Origin of the sequence: Nocardia flavorosea NBRC 108225, from assembly GCF_001613385.1 — a bacterium.
In the GTDB taxonomy this organism is placed as follows: domain Bacteria; phylum Actinomycetota; class Actinomycetes; order Mycobacteriales; family Mycobacteriaceae; genus Nocardia; species Nocardia flavorosea.
Window position 1 is genome coordinate 50041 of the sequence record NZ_BDCG01000023.1, and the last position, 18355, is coordinate 68395.

The 18355-nt window shown below is 68.6% G+C and carries 18 protein-coding genes; 4 read left to right on the forward strand and 14 right to left on the reverse strand.

Annotated elements, in window-relative coordinates; genetic code table 11:
- Positions 1-11: 11 nt before the first annotated feature.
- Positions 12-851 carry a glucose 1-dehydrogenase gene (locus tag NFL01S_RS29555; protein WP_062979725.1) on the reverse strand — a complete coding sequence of 280 codons (840 nt, stop codon included), beginning with the start codon at positions 849-851 and terminating at the stop codon, positions 12-14.
- Positions 852-1072: 221 nt separating this feature from the next.
- Here NFL01S_RS29555 and NFL01S_RS35835 point away from each other — a divergent pair, with 221 nt between their 5' ends.
- Positions 1073-2179, forward strand: coding sequence for a hypothetical protein (locus NFL01S_RS35835; protein ID WP_157117091.1), 1107 nt, complete (start codon positions 1073-1075; stop codon positions 2177-2179).
- 65 nt (positions 2180-2244) lie between these two features.
- On the opposite strand, the gene NFL01S_RS29565 is transcribed toward NFL01S_RS35835, so the two are convergent.
- Entirely contained in the window at positions 2245-4026 is a 1782-nt protein-coding gene (locus NFL01S_RS29565; protein ID WP_062979603.1) for a thiamine pyrophosphate-requiring protein, read from the reverse strand.
- Positions 4027-4168: 142 nt separating this feature from the next.
- Between NFL01S_RS29565 and NFL01S_RS37215 the strand changes: the two genes are divergently transcribed.
- A complete protein-coding gene (locus tag NFL01S_RS37215; protein WP_062979604.1) occupies positions 4169-4558 on the forward strand; it encodes a hypothetical protein in 390 nt (129 codons plus the stop codon).
- Positions 4559-4975: 417 nt separating this feature from the next.
- Here NFL01S_RS37215 and NFL01S_RS29575 read toward each other — a convergent pair whose 3' ends face one another.
- The 7 genes from NFL01S_RS29575 to NFL01S_RS29605 form a co-directional block, all read right to left on the reverse strand.
- Positions 4976-5305, reverse strand: coding sequence for a hypothetical protein (locus NFL01S_RS29575; RefSeq protein WP_062979605.1), 330 nt, complete (start codon positions 5303-5305; stop codon positions 4976-4978).
- On the reverse strand, positions 5295-5597 hold the full coding sequence (locus NFL01S_RS29580) for a hypothetical protein (RefSeq protein WP_062979606.1): 303 nt from the start codon (positions 5595-5597) through the stop codon (positions 5295-5297). The genes NFL01S_RS29575 and NFL01S_RS29580 overlap by 11 nt, the downstream gene beginning before the upstream one ends.
- A 64-nt stretch (positions 5598-5661) precedes the next feature.
- The gene (locus NFL01S_RS29585) at positions 5662-6111 is read right to left on the reverse strand and encodes an SgcJ/EcaC family oxidoreductase (protein WP_062979607.1); all 450 of its coding nucleotides are present in this window, start codon (positions 6109-6111) and stop codon (positions 5662-5664) included.
- A gap of 88 nt (positions 6112-6199) precedes the next feature.
- Positions 6200-7255 carry a fused (3R)-hydroxyacyl-ACP dehydratase subunits HadA/HadB gene (locus NFL01S_RS29590; protein ID WP_062979608.1) on the reverse strand — a complete coding sequence of 352 codons (1056 nt, stop codon included), beginning with the start codon at positions 7253-7255 and terminating at the stop codon, positions 6200-6202.
- An 85-nt stretch (positions 7256-7340) separates the two neighbouring features.
- On the reverse strand, positions 7341-8408 hold the full coding sequence (locus NFL01S_RS29595; RefSeq protein WP_062979609.1) for an alpha/beta hydrolase: 1068 nt from the start codon (positions 8406-8408) through the stop codon (positions 7341-7343).
- Positions 8409-8647: 239 nt separating this feature from the next.
- Positions 8648-8983, reverse strand: a complete 336-nt coding sequence (locus NFL01S_RS29600; protein ID WP_062979610.1) for a histone-like nucleoid-structuring protein Lsr2 — start codon at positions 8981-8983, stop codon at positions 8648-8650.
- Positions 8984-9161: 178 nt separating this feature from the next.
- Positions 9162-10052 (reverse strand): alpha/beta fold hydrolase, encoded by an 891-nt coding sequence (locus tag NFL01S_RS29605; protein ID WP_062979611.1) that lies wholly within the window; start codon positions 10050-10052, stop codon positions 9162-9164.
- A gap of 125 nt (positions 10053-10177) precedes the next feature.
- Between NFL01S_RS29605 and NFL01S_RS29610 the strand changes: the two genes are divergently transcribed.
- The gene (locus NFL01S_RS29610; protein WP_062979612.1) at positions 10178-11089 is read left to right on the forward strand and encodes a TIGR03564 family F420-dependent LLM class oxidoreductase; all 912 of its coding nucleotides are present in this window, start codon (positions 10178-10180) and stop codon (positions 11087-11089) included.
- Positions 11090-11160: 71 nt separating this feature from the next.
- Here NFL01S_RS29610 and NFL01S_RS29615 read toward each other — a convergent pair whose 3' ends face one another.
- The gene (locus tag NFL01S_RS29615; RefSeq protein ID WP_062979613.1) at positions 11161-12066 is read right to left on the reverse strand and encodes a universal stress protein; all 906 of its coding nucleotides are present in this window, start codon (positions 12064-12066) and stop codon (positions 11161-11163) included.
- 176 nt (positions 12067-12242) lie between these two features.
- Between NFL01S_RS29615 and NFL01S_RS29620 the strand changes: the two genes are divergently transcribed.
- Positions 12243-12740 carry a GNAT family N-acetyltransferase gene (locus NFL01S_RS29620; RefSeq protein ID WP_062979614.1) on the forward strand — a complete coding sequence of 166 codons (498 nt, stop codon included), beginning with the start codon at positions 12243-12245 and terminating at the stop codon, positions 12738-12740.
- 7 nt (positions 12741-12747) lie between these two features.
- Here the strand turns inward: NFL01S_RS29620 and ku are convergent, their stop codons facing one another.
- The 4 genes from ku to NFL01S_RS29645 all read right to left on the reverse strand — a co-directional run bounded on the left by ku (position 12748) and on the right by NFL01S_RS29645 (position 18306).
- Positions 12748-13674, reverse strand: a complete 927-nt coding sequence (gene ku, locus NFL01S_RS29625) for a non-homologous end joining protein Ku (protein WP_062979615.1) — start codon at positions 13672-13674, stop codon at positions 12748-12750.
- A complete protein-coding gene (locus NFL01S_RS29630) occupies positions 13674-14780 on the reverse strand; it encodes a lycopene cyclase family protein (RefSeq protein WP_062979616.1) in 1107 nt (368 codons plus the stop codon). The genes ku and NFL01S_RS29630 overlap by 1 nt, the downstream gene beginning before the upstream one ends.
- Before the next feature lie 489 nt (positions 14781-15269).
- The gene (locus tag NFL01S_RS29640) at positions 15270-16136 is read right to left on the reverse strand and encodes a hypothetical protein (RefSeq protein ID WP_157117093.1); all 867 of its coding nucleotides are present in this window, start codon (positions 16134-16136) and stop codon (positions 15270-15272) included.
- A gap of 790 nt (positions 16137-16926) precedes the next feature.
- Entirely contained in the window at positions 16927-18306 is a 1380-nt protein-coding gene (locus tag NFL01S_RS29645; protein ID WP_062979619.1) for a hypothetical protein, read from the reverse strand.
- Between the last annotated feature and the right edge of the window lie 49 nt (positions 18307-18355).

Here is an 18355-nt window from a genome sequence, read left to right on the forward strand (position 1 = left end):
GGCCGCCCGCTCTACAGAATCGGCCGGCCGCCGGTCACGGCGATCCGCGCGCCGGAAACGTAGCTCCCGTCATCGGAGGCGAGCATCACGTAGACGGGCGCCAGTTCGGCGGGGCGCCCGGCGCGCCCGAGCGGTGTGTCGTCGCCGAACGCACTGACCTTTTCGGTCGGCATGGTCGACGGGATCAACGGGGTCCAGATCGGCCCGGGCGCGACACTGTTGACCCGGATTCCCTTGTCGCCGAGCAGCTGCGCCAGGCTGGCGGAGAAGTTGGCGATCGCGGCCTTGGTGGCGGCGTAGGGCGCCAGCGTGGGGGAGGGGGTATCGGAGTTCACCGAGGAACTACCGATGATCGACCCGCCGGCGGGCATATGCGGCAGGACGGCTTTCACCAGGTGGAAGTAGGCGTGGATGTTCACTTTGAACGTGTAGTCGAACTCCTCGTCGCTGATCTCTTCGACGGTGTTGTGCGTCATCTGGTAGGCCGCATTGCTGACCAGGATGTCGACCCGGCCGAATGCTTCCACCGCGCGGTCGATCACCGCCCGGCAGTGCGCCGGATCGGACAGGTCGCCGGGTAACAGCACCGCTCGGCGGCCCGCCTCCTCGATCAGCGCGCCCACCTCGGCGGCGTCGTCGTGCTCGTCGAGGTAGGAGATCAGGACATCGGCGCCCTCGCGGGCGAAGGCGATGGCCACGGCCCGCCCGATCCCACTGTCGCCGCCGGTGATCACGGCCGTTTTACCGGTCAGCTTCCCGCTGCCCCGGTAACTCTGTTCGCCGCAATCCGGGATCGGTGTCATCCGCGACTGGACACCGGGCACCTCTTGCTGCTGTTCCTGGAACCCCATTGCTGTGCTCCTTCCGTGGCGAACGAGGACCGCCGTATCGATGCAGTACCGGTCGAGCACCGGATTGCCGCCGTGCCGCGATCGAAACCGGTCCGCGTGATCCGGCCGTCCGTGCGGTGTGCCGTTGTGTGACCGGTGTTTGGGTGCGCCCCGATCGGGAAGCGCGTCACTCGAGGAACGGCCCATCCCGGCCGTCGATCATGTGTGAGCAGGAGGATGTGGTGACAGAAACTTCGGATCCGGGCACTGTGGTCATCGGCGTGGTCGCGGATCCGGATCTGCCCGCACGCCTCGCCCGCGATCTGGCGCACTCCCTGCCGGCGGCGCTGGCCCGGGAAGACGACCGAACCGACTGGCGCGTGGAGGTTCTCGACGACCCGTTCGAAGCGATGTATCCGGATCTCGAATACGTCATCGACAAGGCCGGGCGCCATGTCCGCGACACCTCCTGGGATCTCGCCCTGTGCCTGACCGACCTGCCGATGCGCAGCGACGGCCGCCTCGTGCTGGCGTCACTGGACCTGCGGCACCGGGTCGCCCTGATTCCGCTTCCGGCGCTCGGCGGCGTGCGCTTGCGCTACCGGCTGCGGGAACTGGCGGCCGGAATCGTCAGGGCCTTACGCACCGGAGCCGAAACGGCCGTGCACCCCGGGCGTGAGGCCGCGGCCCGGGCGCCCTTCCGGGTCGTCCGGATCGTCGACGACGGTGCCGGCACAGTTCTCGTGGAGCGGGGCGGTCCGGCTCGTTTCGCCGGTCTGCTCGCCGGTATGGTGCGTGCGAACCGGCCCTGGCGGTTGTTCCTCGGACTATCCTCGGCACTGGCCGGATCTTTGGCCGGTACCGCGTTCGGAGTGCTCTATTCGAGTATCTGGCAGCTGGCGACCGCGCTGGGCGGGTTCCGGCTCACCGGAGTGGTTTTCGTGGCGATCACGGCGCTCGCGGTGTGGATCGTGGTGGGCCACAGTCTGTGGGAACGGCAGACTTTCCGGGACCCGATCCGAGTCGGCGATATCCGGCTCCGCAATACCGGAACTGCGGTCACGGTGGCCCTGGGGGCGGTGGTCTTCTACGCGGTACTCTTTCTTTTCACCTGTGCGGCAGTAGCTCTCGTCATCCCGCCGTCCTACTTGGAGACCGTGCTCGGTGGCCCGGTCGGCGTGCGGGACTACCTCACGATTGCCGCGATGGCGAGCGCGCTGGGTACCGTGGCCGGCGCGGTCGGGTCGGGATTGGAGGACGACCTCACCGTCCGCAAGGCCACCTACGGCTACCGCGACCGGGAACGCCGCAACTGGGTCGATCGGCAACGCGATCAGGAGGATCCGTGAACCGGCGGTGCGCCGTCGTCTCCGGGGCGTCGCCGGTGAGGAGCAGGCCAGGAACGTCGCGCGGCTCAGATCCGTAGCTCCTGAGCTTTGGTTTTGGCGCCCTGCACCATGAGATGGAAGGCGTCCGGGTCGCCGCGCAGCAGGGATTTGCCCAGATCCTTGATCTGTTCGTAGGAAGCGTGCGGCGGAATCGGCGGAACATCCGGGTCGCAGCGGACATCGAGCACCGTGGGACCAGGGGTGGCCAGCGCCCGGTCCCACATCTCCCCGATATCGTCCGGATGGTCGATGGCGATCCCCTCCAGGCCCATCTCGTGCGCCAGATCGGCGTAGGGCACATCGGGAAGGTTCTGGGATTCCTCGAATTTCGGTGCACCGCCCATGGCGCGTAGCTCCCAGGTGACCTGGTTCAGATCGTTGTTGTGGAAAACGCAGACGATGAGCCGGCGGTCTTCCCAGAGGTGCTGGTAGCGCGCGATGGTCATGAGTTCCCCGAGCCCGTTCATCTGCATGGCGCCGTCGCCGACCAGGGCAATCACCGGCCGGTCGGGATGGGCGAATTTCGCGCCGATCGCATACGGCACACCGGGACCCATGGTGGCCAGCGTGCCCGACAGCGAACCACGCATCTCGCCGCGGAAGCGCAGACAGCGGGCGTACCAGTTGGTGGAGGATCCGGAATCGGCGGTGACGATGGCGTTCTCGGGAATTCGCTCGGATAGTTCGGTGACCACTCGCATCGGGTTGATGGGTTTCGCCTCGACCGCCGCCTGCTGTGCGATCGTCTCCCACCAGCGCGCGACATTCTTCTCGACGGTGTCCCGCCACGAGCGGTCCGTCGTGCGTTCGAGCAAGGGGATCAGGTGCCGGAGGGTGGCTTTCGCATCGCCCACCAGGTTCACCTCGGTGGGATAACGCATTCCGATGAGCGCGCCGTCGATATCGATCTGCACGGCACGGGCCTGATCGAAATCCGGCAGGAACTGGCTGTAGGGGAAATTGGAACCCACGATGAGCAGGGTGTCGCAGTCGCGCATCAGTTCGTAGCTGGGCCGGGTGCCGAGCAGTCCGATGGAGCCGGTGACGAACGGCAGTTCGTCGGACAGCACATCCTTGCCCAGCAACGCCTTGGCGATCCCTGCGCCGGTGAGTTCGGCGACCTCGAGTACCTCTGCGGCGGCGGTACGCGCCCCCTGGCCGATGAGCATCGCGACCCGTGATCCCCGGTCGAGGACTTCGGCCGCCCGTTCGAGCTCCGCCGCCGGCGGAATGAGGGTGGTGTGCTGGCTGCTGGGCGGGCTCGACGGTACCTGCTTGAACGCGTGCTCCGGCGGTTCGTACGGTTCTTCCTGCAGGTCCGCGGGCAGAATCAGCACCGTCGGCGCGCGCCGGGCCATTGCGGTACGGAAGGCGCGGTCCAGCGCGTTCGGCAGCTGGCTCGCGACATTGACCTCGACGAGATAGTCCGAGGCGACATCTTTGAACAGCGATTGCAGATCGACTTCCTGCTGGTAGCTACCGCCCATCGCGCTGCGTGCCGTCTGGCCGACGATCGCCACCACCGGAACATGATCGAGTTTGGCGTCGTAGAGGCCGTTGAGGAGGTGGATGGCGCCGGGACCCGAGGTAGCGGTGCATACTCCGACCTTCCCGCTGAACTTGGCGAAACCGGTCGCCTGGAATGCCGACATCTCCTCGTGACGCGCCTGCACGAAGCGGGGCCGGTTGTCGGCCCGGCCGAAGGCGGCCACGAGACCGTTGATCCCGTCACCCGGATATCCGAAGACCTGCTCGACATCCCATTCGCGGAGACGTTGCAGTACGTAATCGCCCACCTGCAGCGGCATGAGTCCTCCTGGTTCTGTGGATGGCGCGGCGTCGCGGGCGGCCTACCCGCTCGGCGCCGGTTCAACCACGGCGGGCGGTGTGGTACGTGGACAGTGCCGATATTCGGGTACCCCGTGCCGGAGAGCCCCTGGAGGTGGTGGCATGAACGAATACGGTGGCGCCGGCCGCGATCCCGTACAGCCGGTCGGCCCGGTGAACCCGGCCGATCCGGTGGATCGGGCAGACCCGAGGTCTCCGGTCTTCCCGGTGCCGTCGGGCGAACAGGCGGATCCGGTGGCGCCCGGCGATCCGGTGAGTCCGGTGAACCCTGCCGACCCGATGGAGCCGAGAGTGCCGATCGTCCGGGAGAAGCCGCTGCGGACCTGGCTTTGGCCCACGTTGTTGGTCTTCGGGTTCGTCGTCGGTGTAGCCCTGGTGGTGATGATGATGGTGAGTTCGGCGGATTTCGGTGACGAACCCGCACGAGTGACCCCCACACCGGGATCGTGCCATCCTTTCTGCACGAATACCGGTGCGCCGCCCGCGCCCTGACTGGTTCCCCGGCGCGTAGCCCCCGGACCGGCGCCGAGCCGGGGCATACGCTCGGGGGCGGGCGCGTTCCTGGACTCGATCGGGACGGAATGCACTTGATCCGACCGGCCGGCCGGCCGGCCGGACTATCGGCGCGGCGGCGCTCGGAGCCGCGGCCGGTGCGTCGGGGCGGCACCGTTCGCGCTCGTCGGCGTCGGCGGGGCAGATCGGGCTGGTCGTCGGGTTGCCGTTTGCGCCGATCGGGCCGGGCTCCGGCACCGCCGGGTGCGGCCTACGGCGCTCATATCCGCCCTGCTCGCGGGAATCGGCGCCGGTATCGGTTCCGCGCGTACCCCTGAGTGCACCGCGGAGTCCGGCGCCGGTCGAGCGGGCAGTGCTCGCGAGCTGCCCCCCGGCCCGGGTCACCGCGGGCCGGGGTCAGGCCGAATGCGGCAGGCTGGTCAGCGCCCGGACCGCGTCGGCCAGCGGGATCATCCGCTCGGACTGTTCGGAAAGCAGACCCATCTCGATGTACTGGCGGATCAGGATGGACGGTGTCACCCCGTGTTCGGCCGCCTTGCGCCGGACCCGGTCGCGCATCTCCGGTGTCCATTTGAACGAAGTGGCGACCATACCGTGTTCGATCCGGTCGGTGGCCGGCGGTAGCGGCGGCAGAGTCGCGGTGTCGTCGTAGGTGAGCGTATTCAGGAAGTCCTCGGCCGCCTCGGGAGTCCGGGGGTAGCCGGGGTCGGGTTCGTTATCGATCATCTCGGGTCGCCTCCCATGCGGTGTATTCGGCGAGCTGGTGGGGCCGCATCGGGCTCGCCAGCAGGATTTGCCAGCGAGTATCGGCGCGCAGCCACCGCAGCAGCACGATCAGGGCGCGGCCGTCGTCGGTACGACCCCAGACGGTCGCGGTGGGTAGTCCCTCGCGGCTCGTCGCCACCCGGGGCCACCGCCGTGGCGAATACAGCACCTCCAATACTTCCCAGGGCTCGATTCCGCTGCGGTGGAGCAGGTCGTATGCTCCGGCCCACCATTCGTATTGCCCGTGATCCACGGACAACCAGGATAATACCCCGGTATTACCTCCGCGGCCCAGAGCCCATCCCCGAGGGGTGCGGTCAGGCGGGCGCCGGCACCGGGGTGTTCTGCCGCGCCGCGACCCACCAGCGCCCGTCCTCCCGGACCAGGACGTACAGCGCGACCATCGCGGGATCGCGGTCGATGAGTTCGCCGTGCTCGGTGACCGCGCGGGCCGTCTTGTGTGCGATCGCGATATCCGGGCGCAGGAAAACGATATCGGTCACCGCATAACGCACGTATTCGTCGGCCAGGAAACCTGCCAGCCCGCGCCGGGCGGAATCCAGGAGGGTGTCGTAGCCGGCGATGATCGTGCCCACCGCGTTGCCCGCAGCGGCGTCGGCGGTGAATCCGCTGACCATCAGCTCTGCGTCGTTGGTGTTGTAGCCGGTTTCGACATCGGTGACCAACTGCTGGATCGCAGCGATATCGGCGGTGTGGTCGACCGTGCTGTCCTCGACCGAAGGGCGTTCGTATGCTGTTTCGCTCATGACAACAGCCTCGAACCTCGAGAGAGGTTGAGGTCAAGCGAGGCCGGGGTCGAACGGGCGGAGTGTGGCGACCGTCACGACTCGCCGGTCAGCGCAACTGAACCACCGCGGTAGCGCGGCCGAACACCCGGCGGCCCTGGTGCCGGGCGGTGAGCGCGATCGTCGCGGTCCGCGCTGCCGGATCGGTCGCCTTCACCCGGCCGCCGAACTCGATCTCGGCGCCCTCCCGCGTAACGAAGACCGGACTGGTCAGCCGCACCGCGTATTCCCGGAGAGCGCCCGGATCGCCGAGCCAGGAGGTGACGAAGCCCGCGGCGGTACCGATCGTCAACATGCCGTGCGCAACCGGGGCCTCGAGATCCACGCGATCGGCGACCTCCGCGCTCCAATGAATCGGGTTGGGATCTCCGGAAACTCCGGCGTAGTTCACCAGATCCCCGATGGTGAACCGCACCGTCCGGGCGGGCAGTTCGTCGCCGATCCGGACGGTATCGAAATCCCGGACGTACGGGCCGGCCGGCGGTTCGGCGGCGGGCAGGGCGGGCTGCGAGGCCGGCGGTCGGACGGCCGAACCTCCGCGCGGGCGGGCGGTACTGCGATCGGCACCGGGCCGGAAACCGTGCATGAGGACACCGGCACCCAGTTCGTCGAGGTCGGGCCCTGTGCCACTGCGCCCGACCACGTCGGTCCGGGAAACCAGGACCAGTACGCCGTGCTGATCGGTGACCACGGTTTCGAACGATATGAGGTCGCCCCCGAACGCGTGACGCACCGATTGCAGGCAGACCTCGAAGGACAGAGCGTCGCCGGGACGGATCGGCCGGTGATAGCGGATCACCTGATCGGTCTGCATGACTTGGCTCAGGTCGTAGCCGGTCATCACCGATTCGAACATTTCTGTCTGCGCCAGATATCCGGGTACGGAGAACAGCGTCGGCGGCGCGATCAGGCCGGCATATCCGTAATCGATACCGGCGCCCTCGGACCAGTGCACGGGATGGTGGTCCTGGACAGCGCGGGCGAACTCGCGGATCTTCTCGCGTCCGACCACATAGTGGTCGCGGGCGCGGTAACGCAATCCCACCGGCAGTTCACCGGCGACGAAACCGCTGCCGACGGTATCGATTACATCCTCATGAGCCATGAACCCGAACCTTACCGAGTCGATACAGATAGTGCTGAGCGCCTGCCTTGCACTCGGCTGCGACGCGGGTGCGCCGCCACGGCCGTCACCCGATATTCGCCGAGAGATCCGGCAGCATCCGCAGCGCTTGATCGGCCCAGTTGTTCCAGGCATGGATACCGTGGGCAGGGAAGTCGTAGTGCACGTTCTGCGCGCCCAGCGTCGCCATCCGCACCTGGAAAGCCCGCGTGTTCACCAGCGCCAATGCTTCCAGGCCCATTCCGTTGACGGTGCCGATACTGGGGCCGTCGGTGGCGGTGGGCAGGCCGCCGGCGGCCGAGACCCACAGTCGGGTGTTGTTCGCCACCAGGCTGGGCGCGGCGACGAACGGGTCGATACGCAGCCATTTCGGATCCCACGGGGCCGCCATCGAATCCACGTTGTACCCGCCGGCGTCGATCATCGCGACCCGGATCGCTTCGCGCATACCGGGCGCGGAGATGTTCAGGTAACCGGAATAGGAACCGGCGAAGCTGAATTGAGCGGGGTAGTGCGCGGCGAGGGTGAGTGCGGCGCTACCGCCCATCGACAGACCGAAGACGCCGTTGCGGTGGGTGGCGAAACCCAGCCGGTCGCGCAGAGCCGCCGGAAGATCACGAGTCAGGAAACTCTCCCACTTATATGTGTAGGACTTCCCCGGACCATCCGCCAGGGCCTGCAGCCCGCCGGAGCCCGATGCCGACCCCGACGCCGATCCGTTCCCCGACCCGGTTCCCGGCGGTACGCCGAGGAAGGTACTGGGAGCGTTCCAATCGGTGTAGAAGCTGGACTGTCCGCCGACCGGCATCACCACGTTGATATTCCATCGGGTGAATTCCCGGGCGATATCGGTATCGATCTCCCAGCCGCTGAGGTCCTCGCGGGCCCGCATGCCGTCGAGCGCGTACACCACCCGCGAGGTATTGCCGTCGGCGGCGCGGAACACCCGGGACTTGATAGGTCCCATGGCGGAGTCGACCCAGAAATCCCTCCCCGCGGGATCGAAGGCGGCCCGCGCGGCGGGTGTACCACCGCTGACCAGTGAAATTGCCTGGATCATCACGGCGAGCGTGGCGGTGGCCAGCCAGAATCTGCGGCGGCTGCGGAGGGCGGGGATCGCCGGTGACAATCGCATGAGGGAACAGGGCCTTTCGTCCGGTGTGAGCACATCGTGCGTACGACCGGCTCTCGCCGTCCGCACGCTTCCCGACCGGTGCCGAACAACGCGTGGCCCTGCCACGGCATCGCCGTACCGGATTCTGTGTCGCTACCGGAGGCTGTTCTGTTACCTTTTTGTGATGTGTCACGCGCCCGGGCCGGGTCGCCTATGACCGGTTCCGGTCGGCCGCAGTGGGCCACCGGAATCCCTTTTTGCTACTTGTGTGCTTTCTTGTACGCCTCGAGGACCTCGGCCGAGATACGGCCACGGTTCGAGACATCCATACCGTTCGCGCGGGCCCATTCGCGGATGGCCTGGGTCTGGCGGGTATCGGTCGCGGCCTGGGCCGGACGTCTACTCTTCGTGACCCGGCCGCCGACCCGGCGCGCGTGCGCAGCCCACCCCCCGACGACGTCGCGCAGTTTCCCGGCGTTGTGTGCCGAGAGATCGATCTCGTAGGTGACACCGTCCAGAGCCAGGGTGACGGTCTCTTCCGCCGGTGAAGTTCCGTCGTAGTCGTCGACCAGCTCAACGATGACCTTGCGCGCCATGCATTCCTCCGAAAGTGGGCATTTTGTCCCGACAATCGTAGCGATACCCTTACGGCGCACCGGAACCGGCGGCGGTGTCGGCCGAGGGAAGAGGTTCTGCCGCGGCGGCGAGCCGAATCTGCTCGGCGGGCCGCCGGAGACGATCCGGCGGCCGGTTGTCGTCGGCCGAACTGCGCGCTTATCCGACCCGGGTCGTGTGGAACTCCTGAAATGCGCGCAGCGTCTCCTGCGGAGCTTCCAATTGCGGGTAGTGGCCGACAGCGGGCAGTTCCACCACATCGGGTTCGTCGACGAGGTGGCGATAGCGGCGCACCATCCGCTCCCCGGACACCGGATCGCGTAAACCGTCGATCAACCGGACCGGAACCTGCGGCCGGACGAGGGCGCCCACCCAGCGCTGCCGGTGCGTCCGCCGTTCGGCCATGTACCCCATCAGCTTGTGGCCGTTGCGTTTCCCGTGCTTACTGCACCACAGCAGCCAGAAACGATGCATTTCGTCGGCATCGGGCCTGCTGCCGGGCCCGAACACCGCGGAAAGGCTGTGCGCGAAGGTGCCTTCGGTGCCGAACCGGCCGATCAGCGGCCCGAGCGGGCCGGCCAGGAGCCGCTGGATGGGCCGGGGCCGGTGGGCCTCCGGGAAGAGCCCACCATTGAGCAGGCAGACCGATTCGATGATCAGCGACGTATCGCCGGCGGCCCGGCGTTCGGCGTCACGGGCCAGAAGTTCCTGGGCGACGGTATCGCCGTAGTCGTGCGCGAGGATATGGCAACGGTCGATGCCTTGTTCGCGCAGCAGCTGCTCGCACAGATCGGCCTGATCGGCGATCGTGTACTCGTAGTGCTGCGGTTTGGCAGACCAGCCGAAACCGATCAGATCGGGGGCCAGGACGCGGGCGAACCGTTCGCACAGATCCGGCCAGATCAGGTGCCAGTCCCAGGATGCCGTCGGGAACCCGTGCAGGCACAACAGGGTTCCCGCCGAACCGGTTCCGCCGGGCTGCCAGAAGATCTGGTGTCCGCGATGGGTGAAACGCTGCCCGTTCGACCGCCAGCTCGCAAACTCGTCCATGGTCACAGCATGCCCCGCCGCGGCTCCGGGGTCGAGCAGGTCCCGGGCGCGTCGGCCGGCGCAGGTTAGGGTCGGTGGCGCAACCATCGAGGTCCAGTCCCGACGAACCGTCCAGGAGGCCCGCCGTGCGGATCGGCATACTGCTCAGTGAACGATCCGGAAGCGACGCCCTGCGCGCGCTCACCGAGGACCTGCACCGGACCGCCGACGAAGGATTCGTTTCGGCCTGGATGTCGCATATCTTCGGCGTCGACGCGCTCACCGCGCTGGCGGTGGCCGGCAGCCGGGTGCCGGAGATCGAGCTCGGGACGGCCGTGGTGCCGACCTATCCGCGGCATCCGGGCGCGCTCGCCCAGCAGGTCCGCACGACCGCACTGGCGGTGGGCCCGGATCGCCTGACCCTCGGTATCGGGTTGTCCCACCGCGTCGTCATCGAGAACATGTTCGGGTACGGATTCGAGCGGCCCGCCCGCCATATGCGCGAATACCTGTCGATTCTCGGCCCGTTGCTGCAACGGCAGCCGGTGTCCTACACCGGTGAAACGCTGACGGGGAATCTGGAACTCGGGATCCCGGACGAGGGCCGGATCCCGGTCCTGCTGGCCGCCCTGGGCACCCGGATGCTGGAACTGGCCGGCCGCCGCGCCGACGGCACCGTGCTGTGGATGACCGGTCCGGCCACGATCCGGGAACATATCGCCCCGGCCATCACCGCGGCCGCCACGGCCGCCGGCCGGGCCCCGGCCCGTATCGTGTGCGCACTTCCGGTGCTGGTGACCGACGATGCCGATGCGGCGCGGGAACGGGCGGCCCGCACCTTCGCCACCTACGGCACACTGCCGTCCTACCGGGCGATGATGGACCGCGAGGGCGCGGCCGGACCGGCGGATCTCGCGATCATCGGCACCGAGGAGCAGGTCGCGGCCCGGGTACGGGAGGTCTTCGACGCCGGTGCCACCGAGTTCGTTGCCTCGGTCTTCGCCGGCGGCGCGGAAGCGCAGCGCACCCGGGCGTTGTTGTCCGGTTTGCTCGGCTGACCGGGGTGTTCGGCCGGCCGGGTGCCTGACTGACCGGCCGCTCGGTCCGGCGGACCGAGCGGGTTTCATGATCAGCCCGGCCGGGTGATCATGACCGGACAGGCCGCCCGCTGGATCAGCGACTGACTGGTCGAACCGAGCAGTAGCCCACGGAATCCGCCCCGCCCGCGGCTGCCGACCACGACCAACTGAGCGCGTTCGGACCATTCGCGCAGATGCAACGCCGGGGTCGAGGGATAGACCTCGCGCCGGACGGTGACCTCCGGGTAACGCTGCTGCCATCCGGCCAGCCGCTCGGCGAGCACCGCCTGTTCCGCGGTCTGCAGATCCTCGGCCGGTATCTCGATGAAACCGGTACTGGCGAACTCGGTGAAGGTGAGGTCGCTCCAGGTGTGGACGGCGACCAGTTCGGCTCCGCGTTCGGAGGCCTCGGCGAAGGCGGCGGCGACGGCGGTATCGCTGACCGGGCTGCCGTCGACGCCGACCACCACCGGGCCGCTCGTGATGTCCTCGGCGTCCTCGCGGACCGCGACGATGGTGCCGTGCCCGTGCGCCGCGACCGCCAGAATCGTCGACCCCAGGTGCGCGATGGCGCCGCCGCGACGTGAACCCAGCACCACCATATGCGCGGATTTGGACAGCTCGATCAGCATTTTGGCGGGGCTGTGCTCGGAGAGCAGAGTATCGGCCGCCAGATCCGGCGCGGCCTCGCGGACGACCTGCACCCCGGTGGTCAATGCCTGTTCGCCGTGTGTGCGCAGGGTCTGTACGGCTTCGTCCACCATCGGCTGATAGGCGACCAGCCAGGTCTTGGCCGGGGTGGAGTTCATCCCATAGGCCAGGACGAGCCGCCGCCCTCGCCGGGCGGCCACCGTAGCGCCCCAGCGGATGGCCGAATGGGCGGCCGGGGTGCCGTCCACACCCACCACCACGGCAGCGGATACGAGCCGGTGCGGATCCTCCGGGTTATCGGTCATGCACCCGAGTATCCACCCGGCAAACCGTGCCGGTCCTGTACTGCGGGCGTGTCTGCACGATTGGGTGTCGCGGAATTGTTGCTCGCCGGGCTTTCCGATGCGACCTGCGATTCTTGTCGGCGGCTCGCCGTCCATGGGGCTTGTCGAATGCCGTCAAATATGCAGATCATGATCACGTGCTGATATCGGATGGGGTGATCGGGCTACGGCCGATCGAGGTCGCCGACGCCGCCGCGCACCTGGCCGCCCAGGATCGGGAGTCGGTGCGCCGGACGGCCGGGCCCGGCATACCGAATACGGTGGCCGAATTCGAACGGTGTGCGGCGGAGTGGGCTGCCGACGGGCCCCGGAAAACATTTGCTGTGGTGGACGTGCCGTCGAATGCGCTGGCAGGGACTCTGGATGTGACGCTGGAGCCGGAATTCCTGGCGAAACGCCAGGCCGATATCCGCTATGGAATCCACGCGCCGTGGCGCGACAACGGAGTGCCCGGCCGGACGATCGTGCTGGCCTGCCGGTATCTGGCTCGTAACGACCTAGCGGACGAAGCGGTGCTGCGTATCGACAGGGACAACACATCGGACATCGCGCTGGCCCATCAGCTCGGATTCCATTACCACCGCAGCAGCATCGATTCCGAGGGGTACCTGGATTGGTTCATCCAAGCCCTGTGACCAGAGGTCACGCGCCTTTGCGAGTCCGCTTCTGAGCGGTTTTGCGTGGGGTCGTCTTGCGGGCTTTCGCGCTGCCGGAGCTCTTCTCACCCGTGGATTTCGTTCCGCCGGATTTCCCGCCACCGCGGCCACCGGACTTCTCGCCACCGCGAGCACCGCTGGCCTCCAGGCTGCGTTGCAGCGCAGCCACCAGATCGACCACTTCGGCATCGGATTCCTCGGCCGGTTCCGCGGCGCGTTCGGCAACCTTTCCGTCACCGCTGGCGATCGCCTCCTCCAGCAGTCGCTGCAGTTCGACCTGATATTCGTCGGTGAATTGATCAGGGTCGAAATCGTCGGACATCGATTCGACCAGTGTTTCGGCCATTTTGATTTCCTGCGGCCGGGGCGCCTTGGCCTCCTCCAGCGATTCGAACGATACCGAGCGCACCTCGTCCGGCCACAGCAGCGTCTGTAGCACCAGCATTCCGTCTCGCACCCGCATCGCGGCCAGCCGGGTCTTCTGCCGGAGGGTGAAATGGACGAGGGCGGTGCGATCGATACGCTCGAGTGTGGCGGCCAGCAGGACATAGGCCTTGGGCGTGGTCGAATCCGGCTCCAGATAGTACGTCTTGTCGTAGAGAATCGGATCGATCTGGTCCGACGGGACGAATTGCAGAACCGGGATCTCGTGTTTTTCGGCCACCGGCAATTTGGCGAAATCGTCGTCGGTGAGCACGACCTTCTCGCCCTCCGGCGATTCGTACTGTTTATCGATATCGGCGAATTTCACCGATTGCCCGCAGACGGTGCAGACACGGTCGTATTTGATCCGGCCGCCGTCCTTGGCGTGGACCTGGTGGAACCGGATGTCGTGGTCCTCGGTGGCGGTGTAGACCTTCACGGGGACATTCACCAGCCCGAACGCGATCGAGCCTTTCCAGATTGACCGCATCACTCCATGATGACCGAACCGGACCCCGCGTGCGAGAGCGCCGGGAGATGGAGTGTCGCGGCGGCGAGCCGCACGCGGGTACCGGCGGGCACCGCAGCGAACAGCCGGTTCATCGCGCTGACGGTGCCGGCGAGATCGGTGTGACCGGACAGATACGCGCACTGCAGGCCGATATCGAGCTCGAAGAACGCGTCGAAGAATCCGGGAAGTTCGCTGGGCGGCAGTGCGAGCAATGCCCGCAGCCCGGCGCGGCGCAGCCGATACACGGCTCGGGCCGCACTGGACGTGGCCGTATGACCGGCCGCGATATCTCCGGCCGCCGCCAGAGCCGCCCCCACGCTGTATCCGGTGGCCGGATGCAGGTATCCGCCGGCGGCACCGAGTCGGCCGGCCCCCGGGGTGCCGCCCACGACCGGGAAACGGACCCGCTCGACCGGTTCGTCGCCGCGCACCGGGATACCGCGAGCCCGCAACCGGCAGCGCAACCGCCGGGCGAGTTCACCGAGGTCGATTGCCGGTGCGCCCACCAGGCAGGTCTCCTCGAACAGAACCCGGCCACCGCCCACCGGGATCGTGTACAGGAACGACCGTGGCGAGCCGGGATCGGCACCGTTATCGTCGCGCCAGTCCATGAACAGGGCCGGTTCATCGTGTCCCGGATCGTCGAGCACGAGTCCGTAGGCCGTCTGCTCGGCCCGGCCGGCCCGGCGCCGCAGGCCGCGCGCGTCGACTACACGGTCGGTCCGCACGGTCCGCCCGGAATCCACGGTGACGGTGTGCCGGTCGAGGATCGTGGCCCGTCCGGTGAGCACGGTGGCTCCGGCGAGATCGAGGCGGTGCTGGAGCCGGCCGGTGTCCAGAATCGAGTACGACCGGGGGATCGTATGTGCGCGCCGGCCGTAGGCACACGGCCGGGCGACCGCCGCCGCGACGGTCGTGTCGTCCAGCCAGGCCGGGAGTTCGTCGGTCCATGCGGCGTAGGTCGCCTGCCAGCGCCGATGTGGATTGGGGTCGATTGCGATAACCGACATACCGCGCACCAGGCATCGGTGGGCGAGCGCTCGCCCGGCCGGGCCCAAACCGCAGATCACGATATCGGCGCGCACCGGAGGATCGAAACACGGCCGGGACTGTCCGGTGTCGGCGGGGTACCGGGATCGTGGAGCGTCCCGGTCCGGCCGGTCGTGCGCCCATAGCGCTGTGACTGGATGACCGCCGGCCCGAACGATCCTCGGTCACGAATTCGAGGCTGTCGATCCGGGGCGGGATCGATATCGACTCGAGCCCGTCGGCGGCGGTGTGGCTCGATGGATTGCCTCGAACCCGGGCGGCACCGATTGCAGGTCCGTACCCAGTGGCAGCGGGCGTTGTTCGGAGCCGGCGGCCAGATGGCCGGCCGGTGCGGCCGTGGTGCTGTCACTCAGGGGCGCTGTCGACCACGGCGCGAGCGGGTTTCCGAGTCTGTGGTCGACGGTCCGGGTGGCCGCCCCTCGACCCGCCCGTGTACCGCTGATGCGCGCCGGGTCGTTTCGCAGAGGATGCTCGACCGCAGGCAGGCGGGTGTCCGGCGGCGTATCCCGCCGGACACCCGGTGATCACTGCGGTGGCGCGCCGTACGGTGCCGCGGTGTACCCCTCGGCTGCTCCGATCGCGCCGCCGACAGCCGCGCCGACGGCCATCGCGGGTGCCGCGATCACCGCGTAGCCGATGGCCGCGCCGAGCACCGGGCCCACGACGAGACCGATCGGCAGGAACGGGACGCCGGAGATCAGCCCGGCGACCGCGCCGACCATCGCGGAGGTGGTCGCGATCGGGGAGGCCAGCGTATTGGCGACCGATGCTCCGATGGCCGCGGAACCCACGGTCTGCGCGGCCATCCGGTCCGACCGGCTGCGCTCCACGCCCACCGAATCGTAGAAGGTCGCCACCTGCGCTTCCGCCTGTGCGGCGCCGGTATTGATCTCCCGGACATCGAACGGCGGCGCATCCATGACGATGTTGCCGATCCGGAGCTTGCCGGGCGGCGCCTCGATCGGCGCTACCGGCGCCACCGGCATCGGCGCGTGCAAATCGCCCTGTGGGGCGAGATAGGCATGCTGGGGGAGCGCCCGGGTCGCCGGCGCGGGGGCCGCCGGTTCGGCGACCGCCGCGGGGGCCGGGGCCGGTGGCGCCGGGAGGAACGGTGCCGCCGCCATCCCGAACGTATCGGTAGCGGACCGCACGGCCACCCGGGTGGCGTCCTGGACGGCGACGGTGAGATCGCGGACCGGGTCGGGGGCGGCGGCCGGCTGGAGCGGATTCGCCGGTAGCGCGGGAATCGGGGGTGACGCGGGTGGAGCGGGGAGTGCTTCGGCATTGGCCGTACCGGCGCCGATCAGTGTCGCGATGAGCGGAACCGCGCCCGCCGCTACCACCGATCCCGCAGCCCGCCGAGCCGGACCGGTAGCTCTGTGCTTACCCATGGTCGCCTTTCTCCGGGAAATTGTCGGTTTGCCAGACATTCGGACCGGAGCGTCCCGCGGATGGGATCATCCTGTTCAGGCGGCTGAGCAATACGATATCGAACCGATAGCGAGGACCGGGCGGCACACCGATAACGACTGGTTTGCGGTACCGGCATGCGGTGACCACATCGCCGGTTGTGCCATCGACCGGACGGTCTCGATTTCAACGCGGTGTCAGGCGAACAGCAACCGGAACCGCCGTCCCGGCCGTGGCGGCTCGGCGCCCGGGATGCCGGGGCGGGGTTCGGCGGGTTGCTCACCGGTGTTCGGAACGACCGATGGGTGCGCGGACCCGACCCGTGCGGTACCGGCTCGTCGCGGTGCCCGGCGAACGGCAACGCGGGAACCGGCGTCCGGGCCGCGGGGGGCCCGGACCCGAGATACCGGCGTGGGCGGAAGCCGTGCCCGGTGCCGGCGCCCACGATCGGCATCGATTCGCGCGGTGCCCCGGTGCCGTCGGTCCAGGTGCGGACGTGGAGCCCGCTCCATTGCCGGCACCCGGCGGCAGGACGCACAGTCGACTGCCGACCGAGTGCGCGCCTGACCATGGCGGCATTGCCGGCCGAACCGAAACAAGCTGATGGAGAGCTGTATGGGGGTGTCGACGATGGATGGGTGGGCACCGACACGGGGCATCCACAAGGAGGAAGCGGCTATTCCCGAGTCCGTGCAGTCCGTGCAGTCCGTGCAGTCCGTGCAGTCCGTGCAGTCCGGTATCCGGCTGCCGGGCTCGGGCCGGATACCGGACTCACGGCTGGGTTGCGCCGAGCAGCGGTGTGGTGAAACCGTCGGTGACGCCGTACGCCGCCCCGAGTGCGGCTCCGGCGATCATGGCGGGCACCGCGACGACGCCGTACCCGACCGCGGCGCCGAGAACGGGCCCGGCGACGAGGCCGGTCGGGAGGAACGGGATACCCGCCACGAAACCCAGGGCGGCGCCGAGCATTCCGAACGGAATGGCGACCGGCGCGGCGACGGCGTTGCCGATGGCCGCGCCGATGACGGCGTTACCCAGGGTCTGGGCGGCGAGCCGGTCCGACCGGGTGGACTCCACACCCATCGAATCGAGGTAGTTCGACACCTGGCCCTCGGCCTGCGCGGCACCCTGGTTGACCGGGCCGGCGTCGAACGGGACGGCGATCACGAAGCTGCCGATCCGCAGTGTGCCCGGCGGTGCGTCGACCGGCGTCCCGGGGATGCCCGGCTGCGCCGCGAGGAGGGAACCTTGGGGCGTGTGATAGGCAGGTGCGGACCGCAGTGCCGCGCCCGGATCGGCGAACGCGGCCGACGGTGCGATCGCGGGGACAGGCCGAGTCAGCGGCGCCACCGCCGCGCTGACTGCCTCGGTCACCGACTGGACAGCATCCTGGACCGTAGTGGTTACCGCCGCGACGGGGTCCGGTACGGGGGGTGCTGCCGGCGGTTGAGCGGTCGGCGCCGGTGCGGGGTGGGCCGGTTCGGTGAACAGGTCCGCGATCGGTGTCGGGATAAGGGGTGCTGCCCCCGCCGGGCCCGGCACCAAGGCGCCGAGTGTGGCGAGCGGGCCGGGCGCCGGGTCGGCGGACGTGGCGAGTGGACCGGGGATAGGTACCGCGGGCGTTACGGAATGGGCGGGGCCGGCCGGTGCTTCCACGGAGACGGAGGTCGCCGGTGCGGTGAACAGGTCTGCGATCGGTGCAGGGACGGCGGAGGCCGCCGACGGGGTATGCGCCGGGGCGGTAGATGTGGCGTGGGCTGCGGGTGCCGGGTCGGGCGGCGCGTCGATCGGGCCCGGGGCTGCCGGTGTGGGGAACAGGTCCGCGATCGGTGCGGGGAGGGTGGGTGTTGCCGGTGCGGCAGGCATCGCCCCGGCGGGTGTGGTGGAAAGATTCGTGACCGCCGCAGCGGGTGCCCCGGTGCCGGGTGCGGGTGTGCCGGGAGTTGCTGCGGTATCCGCGGCCGGTTCGAAAGCCGGTGGGAAGATGCCCGCCGGGAGTGCGGGGAGTGCCGGGATCGGGGGTGGAGCGGGGAGTGTTTCGGCATTGGCTGTACCGGCGCCGATCAGTGTCGCGATGAGCGGAACCGCGCCCGCCGCGACCACCGATCCGGTAGCGCGCCGGGTGACACCGGGAGCTCTGTGCTTACCCATGGTCGCCTTTCTCCGGAAATTATCGGTTTGCCCGATATTAGCTCCGGAG

Coding starts and splice junctions, on each gene's coding strand:
- NFL01S_RS29555 (WP_062979725.1), bottom strand. CDS start 851: ATGGGGTTCCAGGAACAGCAGCAAGAGGTGCCCGGTGTCCAGTCGCGG.
- NFL01S_RS29565 (WP_062979603.1), bottom strand. CDS start 4,026: ATGCCGCTGCAGGTGGGCGATTACGTACTGCAACGTCTCCGCGAATGG.
- NFL01S_RS37215 (WP_062979604.1), top strand. CDS start 4,169: ATGAACGAATACGGTGGCGCCGGCCGCGATCCCGTACAGCCGGTCGGC.
- NFL01S_RS29575 (WP_062979605.1), bottom strand. CDS start 5,305: ATGATCGATAACGAACCCGACCCCGGCTACCCCCGGACTCCCGAGGCG.
- NFL01S_RS29585 (WP_062979607.1), bottom strand. CDS start 6,111: ATGAGCGAAACAGCATACGAACGCCCTTCGGTCGAGGACAGCACGGTC.
- NFL01S_RS29590 (WP_062979608.1), bottom strand. CDS start 7,255: ATGGCTCATGAGGATGTAATCGATACCGTCGGCAGCGGTTTCGTCGCC.
- NFL01S_RS29595 (WP_062979609.1), bottom strand. CDS start 8,408: ATGCGATTGTCACCGGCGATCCCCGCCCTCCGCAGCCGCCGCAGATTC.
- NFL01S_RS29600 (WP_062979610.1), bottom strand. CDS start 8,983: ATGGCGCGCAAGGTCATCGTTGAGCTGGTCGACGACTACGACGGAACT.
- NFL01S_RS29605 (WP_062979611.1), bottom strand. CDS start 10,052: ATGGACGAGTTTGCGAGCTGGCGGTCGAACGGGCAGCGTTTCACCCAT.
- NFL01S_RS29615 (WP_062979613.1), bottom strand. CDS start 12,066: ATGACCGATAACCCGGAGGATCCGCACCGGCTCGTATCCGCTGCCGTG.
- ku (WP_062979615.1), bottom strand. CDS start 13,674: ATGCGGTCAATCTGGAAAGGCTCGATCGCGTTCGGGCTGGTGAATGTC.
- NFL01S_RS29640 (WP_157117093.1), bottom strand. CDS start 16,136: ATGGGTAAGCACAGAGCTACCGGTCCGGCTCGGCGGGCTGCGGGATCG.
- NFL01S_RS29645 (WP_062979619.1), bottom strand. CDS start 18,306: ATGGGTAAGCACAGAGCTCCCGGTGTCACCCGGCGCGCTACCGGATCG.